The sequence below is a fragment of the Devosia sp. P2_G7 genome (assembly GCF_056403495.1).
In genome coordinates, this window is the sequence record NZ_JBFUFI010000006.1 from 145214 (window position 1) to 159265 (window position 14052).

At 65.2% G+C, this 14052-nt stretch carries 9 protein-coding genes; 4 read left to right on the forward strand and 5 right to left on the reverse strand.

The annotated features are described in order from the left end of the window. The first annotated feature begins 24 nt into the window (after positions 1 to 24). A complete protein-coding gene (locus AC1DWU_RS12065) occupies positions 25 to 2793 on the forward strand; it encodes a bifunctional [glutamine synthetase] adenylyltransferase/[glutamine synthetase]-adenylyl-L-tyrosine phosphorylase (RefSeq protein ID WP_477150225.1) in 2769 nt (922 codons plus the stop codon). A gap of 57 nt (positions 2794 to 2850) precedes the next feature. On the opposite strand, the gene AC1DWU_RS12070 is transcribed toward AC1DWU_RS12065, so the two are convergent. Continuing rightward, entirely contained in the window at positions 2851 to 3276 is a 426-nt protein-coding gene (locus AC1DWU_RS12070) for a VOC family protein (RefSeq protein WP_477150226.1), read from the reverse strand. Between the two features lie 71 nt (positions 3277 to 3347). Between AC1DWU_RS12070 and AC1DWU_RS12075 the strand changes: the two genes are divergently transcribed. Next, positions 3348 to 4052: a helix-turn-helix transcriptional regulator gene (locus AC1DWU_RS12075; RefSeq protein ID WP_477150227.1), complete on the forward strand. Its 705-nt coding sequence runs from the start codon at positions 3348 to 3350 to the stop codon at positions 4050 to 4052. Positions 4053 to 4066: 14 nt separating this feature from the next. Here AC1DWU_RS12075 and AC1DWU_RS12080 read toward each other — a convergent pair whose 3' ends face one another. The 4 genes from AC1DWU_RS12080 to pepN all read right to left on the reverse strand — a co-directional run bounded on the left by AC1DWU_RS12080 (position 4067) and on the right by pepN (position 9647). Continuing rightward, on the reverse strand, positions 4067 to 4573 hold the full coding sequence (locus tag AC1DWU_RS12080; RefSeq protein WP_477150228.1) for a hypothetical protein: 507 nt from the start codon (positions 4571 to 4573) through the stop codon (positions 4067 to 4069). A 306-nt stretch (positions 4574 to 4879) separates the two neighbouring features. Then, the gene (locus AC1DWU_RS12085; RefSeq protein ID WP_477150229.1) at positions 4880 to 5173 is read right to left on the reverse strand and encodes a hypothetical protein; all 294 of its coding nucleotides are present in this window, start codon (positions 5171 to 5173) and stop codon (positions 4880 to 4882) included. A gap of 398 nt (positions 5174 to 5571) precedes the next feature. After that, a complete protein-coding gene (locus AC1DWU_RS12090; RefSeq protein ID WP_477150230.1) occupies positions 5572 to 6828 on the reverse strand; it encodes a sensor histidine kinase in 1257 nt (418 codons plus the stop codon). A 179-nt stretch (positions 6829 to 7007) separates the two neighbouring features. Beyond that, complete coding sequence (pepN, locus tag AC1DWU_RS12095) at positions 7008 to 9647, reverse strand: aminopeptidase N (protein ID WP_477150231.1); 2640 nt, start codon at positions 9645 to 9647, stop codon at positions 7008 to 7010. Positions 9648 to 9965: 318 nt separating this feature from the next. Here pepN and AC1DWU_RS12100 point away from each other — a divergent pair, with 318 nt between their 5' ends. Then, on the forward strand, positions 9966 to 11816 hold the full coding sequence (locus AC1DWU_RS12100; protein ID WP_477150353.1) for an ABC transporter ATP-binding protein: 1851 nt from the start codon (positions 9966 to 9968) through the stop codon (positions 11814 to 11816). 188 nt (positions 11817 to 12004) lie between these two features. Beyond that, positions 12005 to 13873 (forward strand): ABC transporter ATP-binding protein, encoded by a 1869-nt coding sequence (locus tag AC1DWU_RS12105; protein ID WP_477150232.1) that lies wholly within the window; start codon positions 12005 to 12007, stop codon positions 13871 to 13873. The last annotated feature ends 179 nt before the right edge of the window (positions 13874 to 14052 follow it).

Genomic DNA, 14052 nt, shown 5'->3' on the forward strand with positions numbered 1-14052 from the left:
GGCGGGGCTTGATATCGAACGGGGATGAAAGTCGCGCTCGAAACCCTGCTGTCGTCCGCCCCCTACCTTAGGGATCTCGCCGAACGCCACGCCGACTGGTTCGCCGCGGCGCGGAAACTGTCGCCGGACGTCGCGTTGGCGGCGGTGCTCGATCAGGTGACGAAGGCCGGGCAATCGGCCGCTACCGAGGACGAAATCGGCCGGGAATTGCGCATCGCCAAGGGGCGCGTGGCGCTGCTGGCCGCAGTGTCCGAGGTCGAGGGGCGCTGGACCACGGCGCAATCGACAGCGGCGCTGTCCGACCTCGCCGATGCTGCACTCGATGCGGGGCTCGAGGTGCTGCTGCGGCTGGCGTCGGCGCGCGGGCTGATCGAGGCGACGGCAGCGAACTGCGGGCTGGCGCTGTTCGCGCTCGGCAAGCACGGCGGGCGCGAGCTCAACTATTCGAGCGACATCGATATCGTGGCGTTCTTCGATCCCGAGAAGGGCGCGGTGACGGAGCGGGGCGAGGAGACGAAGTTCTTCACGCGTATTGTTCAGCGGCTTGCCTCGTTGATGCAGGACCGTACCGCGCATGGCTACGTGTTCCGCACCGACCTTCGGCTGCGGCCCGACCCCGGCGCGACGCCGGTTGCGCTGCCGACCGAGGCCGCGCTCGCCTATTACGAGAGCCGTGGGCAGAACTGGGAGCGGGCGGCCTGGATCAAGGCGCGGCCCTGCGCTGGGGATAAGGCGGTGGGCGAGCGGTTCTTGAAGGACCTCGCGCCGTACGTGTGGCGCAAGCACCTCGACTTCGCGACCATCGCGGATATCCAGGCAATGAAGCGCCAGATCAACATCACCAAGAACGTCGGCGATGCGCGCGTGGCCGGGCACAACGTCAAGCTCGGGCTGGGCGGCATCCGCGAGATCGAGTTCTTCACCCAGACGCAGCAACTGATCGCCGGCGGGCGCGACCAGACGCTCAGGGTGCGGCCGACTGCCGAGGCGCTCAAGGCATTGGCGGCAGCGAACTGGATCTCGAAGCGGGCGGCCACTGACCTCACCCGCATCTACTGGTTCCTGCGCGGCGTCGAGAACCGTCTGCAGATGCTGCGCGACGAGCAGACCCATGTAATGCCCGAGGCGGAAGCCGACATCGCGGTGATTGGCACGCTGATGGGCGAGAAGGATCTGCCAGCGTTCGAAACGGTTTACCGGGCGGCGTTGAATCAGGTTGTGGGCTACTACTCGGACCTGTTCGCCGAGGGCGAGAGCCTTGCGGCGGGTGGCGGCAACCTGGTGTTCACCGGCTCGGACGACGACCCGGAGACCATCGAGACACTGTCGGGGATGGGCTTAAAGCAGCCCTCCAAAGCCATCGAGACGGTGAAGAAGTGGCACTATGGCAGCTACGCCGCGACCCGCGCGTCGGCCGCCCGGGCGCATCTGACCGAGCTGCTGCCGGCGCTGCTCTCGACCATCTCTGGCGCCGGCAACCCGGATGAGGCGCTGGGGCGCTTCGACAACTTCCTGTCCCGGCTGCCCTCTGGCGTGCAGCTCTTCGCGCTGCTGCGCAACCACGAGAACCTCCGCAGCCTGCTGGTCGCGCTGATGGCCTCGGCGCCGCGCATGGCCGACGCGGTGATCCACCGCGCGCATGTGATGGACGGGCTGATCGATCCGGCCTTCGCCGACGACGTGCGGCGGCGCGAGACGCTGCTGGCCAAGATCGAGGCGTTCTTCGCCGACGCGCGCGACTACCAGGACGTGATCGATCGCGCCCGCATCATCGGGCAGGAGCAGATGTTCCTGATCGCAGCGGGGCTGCTCGCCGGCTCGATGGATGCGGCGCGGGCAGGGGAGCAGTTCACGACGCTCGCCGAAGCGCTGCTGACCCGGCTGTTCGACGCAGTGCGGCGCGAGTTCGAAAAGCGCCACGGCGTGGTGCCCGGGGCGCGGGTGGCATTGCTGGCCTTCGGCAAGATGGCGAGCCGCGAGATGACGGCACGCTCCGACCTCGATTTCATCATGCTCTATGACGCGAGCGGCGAGGAATCGAACGGCGAGAAGCCGCTGGCGGCGAGCCAGTATTACGCCCGGCTGACGCAGCGGCTGCTGGCGGCGCTGAGCGCTCCGACCTCAGAGGGTGTGCTCTACGAGGCCGACATGCGGCTGCGGCCCTCCGGCAATGCCGGCCCGCTGGCCACCAGCCTTTCGGGCTTCATCCAGTATCACCACGAGAGCGCCTGGACCTGGGAGCACCTGGCGCTGAGCCGGGCGCGTGTCATCTACGCCGACGGCGAACTCGGCGCCAAAGTGGATGCGACGGTGGCGGAAATCCTGTCGCGGCCGCGGGAGGTGGCAAAGACCATCGACGATGTGCTGGCGATGCGGGCGCTGATGAGCAAGGAACGGCCGCCGCGGCACGCCTTCGACCTGAAGCTGGCGCCGGGCGGACTGGTCGACCTCGAGTTCATCGCTCAATCGGCCCAACTGGTGGCGGGAGACACCGTCGCGGCGCCCCAGGCCACCACCGGCGTGGTGCTGCGGCGGCTGGCCGAGACTGGGCTGGTCCCCGCAGGGCTGCGGCTGGCCGAGATCCTCGAACTCTATTCGACCGTGTTGCAGGTGATGAGCGCCGCGCTGGCCGACCCGTTCAAGGACGAGGGCTGGACCGAAGCCTTCCGCGAACTGCTGGCGCAGCGGACGAACACGCCGAACTTCGAGCGGCTGGCGTCAGATGTGCGCGAGATGGAGGCTGAAGTAAGCGCGGCGGCTGAAGGTTGGTACGCTCGGGCCGAGCGGATGTAGCCCTCACGGGTGCCGGGTAGCGGGCAGGGGAGTGGCCTCCCGTGCCCGCGCCCACAATCATGCCGCGGTGTATGCGACCTCCACGTCCAGCACCCAGGTAACACCGAAGCGGTCCTTGAGCATGCCGTAGAGCGGCGACCACCCGGCGGGGGCGAGTTGCTGGAGGATGGTGGCGCCGTCGGAGAGCTTTTCCCAGTAGCGGCTGATCTCGTCGGCGCCGTCGCCGCGGATCGAGACGAAGAACGGGATTTCGCCCGGGTTCCACGACAGGCGCGACGGCACGTCGTAGGCCATGATGCGGAAGCCGCTCTCGGCGGCGACCTGGCCCCACATCACCTGATCGGCCTCTGCCGGGTTCTGTACCGCTCCGGCATCCCTGTAGGTGATCAGTGCCTGATCGCCACCGAAGACGGAGTGGTAGAACGCCAGCGCGGCGCGGGCATCGCCCCGGAAGTTTAGGTGGGTCGTGGCTTTGATGGTCATGGTGGCTCCTTCTGTGTTTGGCCTGAAGCTGCTATACGCCACGGCAACTGCCACTTTCTGTCAGTTGGATGATGGCCCGACCCGACCGGCTTTTCCGGCTCCTGCAGGCGATGCGCGTCATGCCCGCGCCGATCACCGCGACCCGTCTCGCCGACGAGATGGGCGTATCGCTGCGCTCGCTCTATCGCGATATCGACAGCCTGCGGGCAGCCGGCGCCCGGATCGAGGGCGAGCGGGGCTATGGCTATCGGCTGATCGAGGACTATGCGCTGCCGCCGCAGACCTTCGATCGGGCGGAAATCGAGGCGCTGGCATTGGGCCTGGCGCAGGTGAAGCTGATGGGCGACCCGGACCTGGCGAAGGCCGCCACCGCGGTGCTGGCCAAGGTCGCGGCGACGCTACCCGATGACGGCGAGCAGCATCTGTTCCACGCTATCTCGCAAGTCTATCGGCCCGATGTGCGCCATGCCTCGGCTCTCGACATGAACCTGATCCGGCAGGCCTGCTGGCGCGAACAGGCCCTGACCATCCGCTATGCCGATAAGGGCCACGCCGTGACGGAACGCACCATCCTGCCGCTGGCTGTCGTCTACACCGACCGGACGCTGACTGTGCTCGCGTGGTGCTGCCTGCGCGAGGCGTTCCGCATGTTCCGGTCGGACCGGATCACGGAGCTGCGGATGGCGGGGACCAGCTTTCGGCCACGGCGCGCGGCGTTGCTGCGGGACTACCTGACGGAGTTGCGGGCGCGCGAAACAGGGCCGGCAACCGCCTGATCTTGCCGATGCCGCTACTTCGGCAGCGCCGCGATGCACTCCTCCAGCGGGCCGCTGGCCTCGTGTGAACCGGAGAGGTCGACGGCGAGCTGGCCGGCGTTGTCCGGCAAGGTCAGGACCAATGTACGGGCCAGCTTGATCGGGCCAACGAGCTCCGCCGGCGCTACCTTCGGGGCGACCGTTACCATGCTCAACCCGTCGACAATCTCGACCTTGCCGCTGAGCTCGGTCCACTGCGCCGGCTGGATGTCGAGTGTGAGGCCCTTGAGCGAGGCCGCTGCGGGGATGCTGGCATCGGCGGCGGTGACCTGCAGCCGGGGCGTCAGCTGCCGCTGGTTTTCACCATTGAGCGAACTGAAGACGGTCAGCAGGAACTTCGGCTGCTGCGGGGTGACGGGCGATCGCAGGGTGCAGGTTCCGCCCGCCAGCCATGACGGAGGAGGTGCCTCCTGGGCCATGGCGGCCCCAAGGCCGGCGCAGGTCATGGCGGTGGCCGCAAGCAGGGAGTGGGTTGGGCTCATAATAGTCTCCAAATGCAGACAATACGGCAGTGCCCTGTTCCACTATTCTAGCGGCTATCCGCCGGTCATGTCGATCAGCGTCGGAAATGACTTCGTCCTCGACGCAAAGCACACCAAACAATCGCAGAATACGCGCGACCAAATCTTCGAGAATTTGTATTGCTGCCGATCTTGCAGGCGGAGATCGCGGTGGGAACTAACCTATGCGGTGCGGACGCCCCTAGGCGGCGTTTGCATTTTCCTCCGCCAGCATCGAGGGAGGTGCCGCATCGAGGATGCGGCACCAGGCGGGATGCACCCGCTACATCACTTGCAGTGGCCCGGGTTGCCTGTGCAGGTGGTAACGGGGTCATTGCCGAGGTTACCTTGCCCGGTCGTCGTATCCTGCGTCGCCGTGCCGTTGGCGTTTCCCTTAACGTCCTTGGTGGTCACGGGGTACGTACAGGTCGAGTCGGGACCGTTCTTGGTGTAGGTCCCTCCGTCGGCCTCGCACGCGGCCGACGATCCCGACGCCAGGGCGCTGCCGGTGCCGATCGCGAGGCCTCCGCCGAGCAACGTGATCGTAGCCGCCGCGGCCACAAGCATAGTGTATCCACGCATGATTTCTCTCCTTGCTCGTCGCCAGAGCCGATCCACCCACACCGCAAGCAGTCAGCCACCTCTGGCAGTGACCGAAAGCAGAACGCGGTGCAGAATCACGCACGTTCCGCCAATGCAGGACGGCCGAGTCGGTTGGGATGAGAGAAAAAATCTGGGCAATATGCTCTGCAGATAGAGGGTACACAGACGCTCTCGCAGGCGCAGCGAGCCATTCCCCGAATAGGAGACGCACTAACAAGACATACTCAATAGTTGAGCACCCTAACCCCGGGCGTCATACGCTGGCATGGCTACATTTTAGCCTAATTGTACTGTGCGCCGACTTACGCCCTATCGCAACAGGCGAGAGATAAAGTGATCACGGGGGCGGGCCACACCTTCAGGCGTGTCGCTGACACTTAAGCCGCCTTCGCGCCTTCCTCGGCCAGCAGCGGCAAGCTCACCGCTACGGTTGTGCCCAGCCCCTGCCGGCTGTCGATGGCGAGGTGGCCACCGCTGAGCTCCGCTATCGCCCGCGCAATCGCAATCCCCAGCCCCGCGCCTTCGCGGTCCCGCGTCAGCGCGGCGTCGCCGAAGACGAACGGCTGCGACAGGGTGTCCAGTCGTTCGGTGGTCATGCCGATGCCGGTGTCGGTGATTTCGAGGACGACGCCGTCGGCGGCGGCGTAGGCGGCAAGGGTGACTTTGCCACCGCGCGGGGTGAAGCGGACGGCGTTTTCGACGAGGTTGGACATCATGCGTTCGATCGCGAAGCGGTCGGCGGTGAGCAGCGCGGTGCAGGGGCCGCCGAGGCCGAAGGTGACGCCCGCCTGCTGCGCCTGGCTGGCAAAGCGGCGGAATACGCCGACCAGCAGTTCGTCGGCGGTGAAGCGGTCGGACTTCAGCTCGCGGCGGCCGCCTTCGAGTTCGGCGAGTTCAAGGATCGAGCCGAAGAAGCCGAGCAGGCGTTCGCCGGAGCTTTTCACGGCCTCGACATAGCTCACGTATTTGGGGTCGCCGAGCGGCCCGTAGGGCTGCTGGCGCAACATGTCCGCGAAGCCGATGATGTGGTTGAGCGGGGTGCGGATGTCGTGGCTGAGATGAGCGAGGAAGCTGGTCTTGGAGCGGCTGGCGGCTTCGGCGCGGAGCTTTTCCTCGTGGTAGCGGCGGGCCAGCAGGCGCTGCTCTTCACGGATCGAGGTGAGCAACTGGTTGGTGCGGCGGCTCTCGGTGACGTCCATCACCAGCGTGACGAAGCCCGAGCCTTCGAGCGGGCGCTCCTCGATGAGGAGGGTGGAGCCGTCCTCGCGGTGGAGTTCGAGCAGTCGGTTCTCCCAGTCCTCGCGGACCGATTGCATGTAGCCGCCCTGGGCGAGGCTCTTGACCACTTCGTGGTAGGCGGAGCCGGAGGGGAGCGCGTCGTGCGTCACGCCGAGCCGCTCGGCGAAGCGGCCATTGCTGGCGATGAGCCGCGCATCGGCACCCCAGCAGGCGACGCCGAAGGGCAGCGTTTCGATCAATGCAGCGTAGCCGCTGGTCGCGGTGCGACCAGTCAAACGGGTGAGCAACCACTCCAGCACGCCGATGGCGGTGCGACGCAGCCAACTGCTTCGTACCACACCGTCAGGCGCACGGAATCGCTTCGCCTCGTCGCCGGATTGCTCCGTCGGCCGCATCAAGTTCTCCGTCTATGTGATTGGGACGACCCAGTGATTTGCCCCGTAGGGGGACTTTGAATCCGCTTCGCCGTCACTGTCCAGAGGGGTTCCTGAACGGGGTGGCGGCGAAGCGCAAAATCGTGAGTCGGCTGAATCACTTAGCGCCGAAGAAAAATTCTTCTAGCGCTAAGGTTCTGTTAACCAGCCAGGGTCCGCTCGAGGATATCGGCGGTGTTGCGGCTGAGGGTGCCGGATTCCTGAAGCGATTTCAGCGCTTTCTCGGCTTCGCTTCGACGTACGGATTCGTAGCTGCGCCATACGCGGAAAGCCGTAAGCACGCGCGCCGCGACCTGCGGGTTGCGCTTGTCGACGTCGCCCACGAACTCGGCGAGGAAGCGGAAACCGGCGCCGTCCTTGCGGGCGAACTGCGTCGGGTTGTTCATGCCGAACGTCGCCATCAGTGCCCGCAGCCGGTTGGGGTTGTTCTGCGGGAAATCCGGCGAGGCAAGGATCGCCTTGATGCGGGTGAGCGCAGCGTCGTCGGAGGCGAGCGCGTTGAGCGACAGCCACTTGTCGAGCACCAGCGGATCGGCGGTGAACTGCCGGTAGAAATCCGACAGCAGTGCATCGGCGTCCGGCGTCCAGGACTGGACGACCGTGGAGAGCGCCGACAGCCGGTCGGTCATGTTGAGCGCCCGCTCATACTGCTCGCGCGCCAGCTGGTCGGCGCCCGTGGCCTTGCCGAGGACGAGCAGGCCGAGCGCCGTGTTCTTCATCGAACGGCGGCCGGTCTGCTGGAAATCCGGCGAGTAGGCGAGGCGGCTGTCATTAGTGAGGTAGACCTTCTCCAGCGTCGGGGCGAGGCGGGCGACCAGTGCCGTCACTAGGCCCGTCCGCACTTCGTGGATGCGGTCGGGATCGACATCGTGGCCGATCTCGCGGGCGATGGTCTGCTCGTTGGGCAGGACGAGCGCCAGCGCCTTATAGGCCGGGTCGAGTTCCTTCGAGGCCAGCGTTTCCTCGAGCGCATCGGCGATGGCCGTAACCTGCGCGTCGCTCCACGCCATGCCGCCGACGGCAGCGACGAGGAGGCGCATCGAGACGTCCTGCAGCGCCTGCCAGCGGTTGAACGGATCGGCATCGTGCCGCGCGAGGAACAGCTGGTCCGCCTCGCTGGCATTGCTGTTGAGCGTCACCGGGGCGGAGAAGCCGCGGAACAGTGACGGCACCGGCCGGTTGGGGATGCCGGTGAAGCTGACACTGATCTTGTTGGTGTCCATGACGATCAGGTCATCGCGCACTTCGCCGCCGGAGACCGAGGCCCAGCTCATCGGGCTGCCGTTCGGACCGATGAGGCCGAACTTGATCGGCAGCACCATGGGTTGCTTGTTGTCCTGGCCGGGGGTGGGCTTGTTCTCCTGCACGATGTCGAGCGTGTAGGTCTGCGTCGCCTGGTCGAACCGGTCGATGACGGTGACCTCAGGGGTGCCGGCCTGCAGGTACCACTGCTGGAAGTGCTGCAGGTTCTGGCCCGAGGAGTCCTCGAACACCTTGATGAAGGCTTCGATGGTTGTGGCCTCGCCGTCATGGCGCTCGAAATAGAGGTCCATCCCCTTGCGGAAGCCGGCCTCGCCGAGCAGCGTCGCCAGCATGCGGACGATCTCGGCACCCTTCTCGTAGATGGTTGCCGTGTAGAAGTTGTTGATCTCCTTGTAGCGATCCGGGCGCGGCGGATGGGCCAGCGGGCCGCCATCCTCGGGGAACTGCGTCTGGCGCAGCTGGCGCACGTCGTCGATGCGGTTCACCGGGCGCGAGCGCTCGTCCATCGAGAATTCCTGATCGCGGTAAACCGTCAGGCCTTCCTTGAGGCAGAGCTGGAACCAGTCGCGGCAAGTGATTCTGTCGCCGGTCCAATTGTGGAAATACTCGTGCGCGATGACGCTCTCGATATTGATGTAGTCAGCGTCGGTGGCGCTCTCGGGCTTGGCGAACACCAGCTTGTCGTTGAAGATGTTGAGGCCCTTGTTCTCCATCGCGCCGAAGTTGAAATCGCTGACGGCGACGATGTTGAACACGTCGAGGTCGTATTCGCGGCCGAAGCGGCGCTCGTCCCAGGCCATGGACCGCTTCAGCGAGTCCATGGCGTAAAGGCACTCGTTCTCCTTGCCATGCGTGCAGTAGATGCCGAGTGCCACCTCGCGACCCGACGAGGTCGTGAAGCTGTCATGGATCGAGCCGAGATCGCCGGCGACCATTGCGAACAGGTAGGCCGGCTTCGGGAACGGATCTTCCCACACGGCGAAATGCTTGCCGTCGGGCAGGGCGCCTTTCTCGACCAGGTTGCCGTTGGAGAGGAGGATCGGCGCCAGCACCTGGTCGGCGGTCATCCGCACCTTGAACGGCGCCAGCACGTCGGGACGATCGAGATAGTAGGTGATGCGGCGGAAGCCCTCGGGCTCGCACTGCGTGCACCAGGTGCCGTTGGAGCGATAGAACCCCATCAGGCGGATGTTCTTTTCCGGCTCGACCGCCACTTCGGTCTCGAGCACGAAGCGCTTGGTCGGCGGTTGGTGGATGGTGAGGCCGGTGGCCGTCGCCTCGTAAGCGGTGAGCGCCTGCGGCAGCCCATCGATCGCGACGCTGCGCAGCGTCAGCTCCTCACCATCGAGCACCAGCGGCGTGCCCGGCGCGGTATTGGCCCGCGGCACCAGGGTCAGCAGCGCTCGGATGACCGAGGTCTCCGGCGCGATCTGGACATCCAGCTCGACCTTCTCGATCGCGTAGGGCGTCTCGGCATAATCCTTGAGAAAGACCGTCTCTTCGTTCTCGCCGCGCATTAAATTCTCCGCAACATCAACTCGTTAACCAACTGTGGCGCAGGCGCAACAGCCGAATCCCATGGTTAGTGTATTCTGTGCGGCTGACAACCAGCCATTTGGACACGATCCTTGCCGATTTCGGCAGTATTGGGATTGGCGCCTGGCTGGCCCGCCAGCACGCACCTCCGTCACGCTATTGGCGCGACGCGTGCGTAATCCAGAATACAGAAGAGGGTAAAGCCCTCGGATGGGCAAGAGCCGCTTGACCTCAACCTATGTTGAGGCCGTAGCCGTGCCGCCATCCTGACTAAGAGGGAGACGGTCGTGTTCGACAAAGTGTTCAAGTGGTTCGAGGATCGGCTCAATCCCTATCCGCTGGGCGAACCCGTGCAGCCGCCAAAGGGCCTCGTCGCGTTCTGCCTGCACTACTGCAAGGGCGCCAAGCGCTGGCTGATCGCCATGGCCGTGCTCGGCGCCGGCGTGGCGCTGGGCGAGATTCTGCTGTTCAGCTTCATGGGCTCGATCATCGATTGGCTCGGCACGGCCGATCGTGCCACCTTCCTCCAGACCGAGGGGTGGAAGCTCGCCCTGATGACGGTGCTGCTGTTGCTGGTGCTGCCGTCGCTGCAGATCTTCGACACGCTGATCATCCACCAGACGCTGATCGGCAACCTGCCGCAGCGCATCCGTTGGATGGCGCACCGGTACCTGCTGCGCCAGTCGATGAGCTACTTCCAGGACGAGTTCGCCGGCCGCATCGGCGCCAAGCTGATGCAGACCGCGCTCGCCGTGCGCGAAGTGGTGATGAAGCTGCTCGACGTCACGGTGTTCGTGGTCGTCTATTTCGCCGGCGCCGTGGTGCTGGCGGCGATGAGCGACCTGTGGCTCGCCGTGCCGTTCCTGGTCTGGCTCGTCGTCTACGTGTCGCTGCTGCGCTACTACGTCCCCCGCCTCGGCAAGGTCGCGGAAGTGCAGGCCGATGCCCGCTCGCTGATGACCGGGCGCATCGTCGACAGCTACACCAACATCGCGACGGTGAAGCTGTTCTCGCATTCCCACCGCGAGGAAGCCTATGCGCATGAGGCCATGGATCAGTTCATGGGCACCGTGCACAAGCAGATGCGGATGTTCGCGCTGCTGCAGATCGTCATCCCGCTGATGAACAACCTGCTGCTGTTCGCGGTGATGGCGGTGGGCATCAACCAGTGGCTGAACGGCTCGATGACGCCGGGCGCGATTGCGGTCGCCACGGCGCTGGTGCTGCGCTTCCAGGGCATGAGCCAGTGGGTCATGTGGGAGATGTCGCAGCTGTTCGAGAACATCGGCATCGTCCGCGATGGCATCAACTCGATCTCGCTGCCGCGCGTCGTCGCCGACCAGCCCGACGCCAAGCCGATCGGCCCGGTGAAGGGTGACGTGCGCTTCGACGACGTGGGATTCCACTACGGCAAGGCGTCCGGCGTCATCGATCACCTCGACCTCAAGATCGCGCCCGGCGAGAAGATCGGTCTCGTCGGTCGTTCCGGTGCCGGTAAGTCGACCATCGTCAACCTGCTGCTGCGGTTCTACGACCGCGAGAGTGGGAAGATCACCATCGACGGCACCGACATCGCCACCGTGCAGCAGGATACGCTGCGCGAGCAGATCGGCGTGGTGACGCAGGATACCTCGCTGCTGCACCGCTCGGTGCGCGAGAACATCCTCTATGGCCGCCCCGACGCGACTGAGGATGAGATGCTCGCGGCGGCGCGGCTGGCCGAGGCCGATGCGTTCATCGAAGGGCTGGTCGATTTCAAGGGCCGCAAGGGCTACGACGCCCATGTCGGCGAGCGCGGCGTGAAGCTGAGCGGCGGACAGCGGCAGCGTATCGCCATCGCCCGGGTGCTGTTGAAGGACGCGCCTATCCTGGTGCTCGACGAAGCGACGTCGGCGCTGGACTCCGAAGTCGAGGCCGCGATCCAGGGCCAGCTGCAACTGCTGATGCGCAACAAGACGGTGATCGCCATCGCGCACCGCCTCTCGACCATCGCGATGATGGACCGGCTGGTGGTGATCGACGAGGGCAAGATCGTCGAGCAGGGAACGCACGCCGAGCTGATTGCGCTGGGCGGAGTCTACGCCAAGCTCTGGGCCCGCCAGTCCGGTGGGTTCCTGGAGATGGACGTGCAGGAGGAGGCGGCCGAGTAGGCCGCCTCGCAATAGAGAACTTCAACCATCCCAAGGAGGGATCAAATGGAAACTCGTAACTTCATCGGACTCATCGACCTCAGCGCGGGCCCCAATGCCAGCTGGACCAAACTAAAGCGAAAACAATCTGTTAGAGCCCTGACCTGACTCAGTAAGTCGGATACCGGGCTCGGGAAAATGAGTTCAAAATGCTCAACCGAGTCATCGACTGGTTCAATGCCCGTTACTCTCCGGTAGCGCTGGCGAAAAATCCGCAGCCCCCGCAGGGCGTGCGCCAATTCATTACTTACTTCGTTGCCCAGTTCCGTGCGGCGTTCGCGCTGCGCATGGTGCTGGTTGCCATCGGCTCCATCGCCGACGCGATGATGCCGATCTTCGTCGGCCTGATCGTCGGCATGCTGGCGACAACGCCGCCGGGCGAAATGTTCACCCTCAACTGGCAGACCTTCCTCTGGATGATCGCGGTTGTCGTGCTCATCCGGCCGATCACCTTCGTCATCGATACGATGATCCGTAACCACGCGATCGTCCCCAGCCTCGTCAACGTCGTCCGCTGGCAGAGCCACTGGCACGTCATCCGGCAGAGCTGGACTTACTTCCAGAACGACTTCGCCGGCCGCATCGCCAACAAGATCATGCAGGCGGGCGAGGCGATCGAAACGGCGGTCAACCTGGCGATCGACGCGGCCTGGTATGCGGCGGTGTTCGTCGTTGTCGCGATCGTCGTGCTGGCCCGGCTCGACTGGGTGCTGCTGGTGCCGATCGCGGTCTGGATGCTGCTCTATGGCATCCTGTTCACGGTCACCATGCCGCTGATCGCCAAGCATTCCGAGGATCTCTCGGAGGCCAAGTCGGTGATGACCGGGCGTATCGTCGACAGCTACACCAACATCCACACGCTGAAGACGTTCTCGACCGACGGGCACGAGGACAAGTACGTGTCGGACTCGGTGCTGGAGCACACGGTCGAGTTCAGGAAGCTCATGCGGGTGTTCACCTACATGTGGTCGATCCTGTTCATCCTGAACGCCGGCCTTGTGGTGTCGATCACCTGGATCGCGCTGACCGGCTGGAACCAGGGCACGCTGAACGCCGCGGCTGTGGCGACGGCCATCCCCTTCGCACTGCAGATCATGAACATGTCGGGCTGGATCCTCGAGATCGGCTCCAACATCTTCCGCCAGATCGGCACCGTGAAGGACTCGATGGACACCATCGCGCAGCCGATCACCATGATCGACAGCCCGACGGCGCCCAAGCTGCTGGTGAAGGCCGGCGACATCGCCTTCGACAACGTCAGCTTCAACTACTGGCGCGGCAAGGAAGGCACGGTGATGGAGAACTTCAACCTCCACATCAAGCCGGGCGAGAAGGTGGGTCTGGTTGGCCGCTCAGGCGCCGGCAAGTCGACGCTGGTGAACCTGCTGCTGCGTCTGTTCGACGTGGAAGCCGGCACCATCCGCATCGACGGACAGGACGTTCGCGAAGTGACGCAGGAGAGCGTCCGCGCCGCGATCGGCCTCGTCAGCCAGGACACCTCGCTGCTGCATCGCTCGGTGCGCGAGAACATCAAGTACGGCCGCCAGAGTGCGACCGACGAGGAGATGATCCGCGCTGCCGAACAGGCGAAGGTGGCCGACGTGATTGCCGGGTTGAAAGACCCGCGCGACCGCACCGGCTATGACGCCCATGTCGGCGAGCGGGGCGTCAAGCTCTCGGGTGGGCAGCGCCAGCGCGTCGCCATCGCCCGGGTGCTCTTGAAGAACGCCCCGATCCTGGTGCTCGACGAAGCGACTTCGGCACTCGATAGCGAAGTCGAGGCGGCCATCCAGGAGCAACTGGTGTCGCTGATGGCGGGCAAGACGGTGATCGCCATTGCCCACCGCCTATCGACCATCGCCGCGATGGATCGGCTGGTGGTGCTCGAAAAGGGCCAGATCGTCGAAGAGGGCACACATGCCGAACTGCTGGCCCGTGGCGGGCACTACGCCCAGCTGTGGGAACGCCAGTCCGGCGGGTTCCTGGATATGAAGGCCGAGGCGGAAGCCGCGGAGTAAGCACCGTCTCACCCTCCCCCTCGCGGGGAGGGTAGCGAAGCTGAACTTGGTGCTCGCCAAGTTCGTAGCGCAGCTAGGGTGGGGGGAGCAGGGCGCACCGAGCGTGTGGCGCCCCCCACCCCTGATCCCTCCCCGCAACGGGGGAGGGAGACGGTGTGGGGCCGCCGGTGTGGGACACC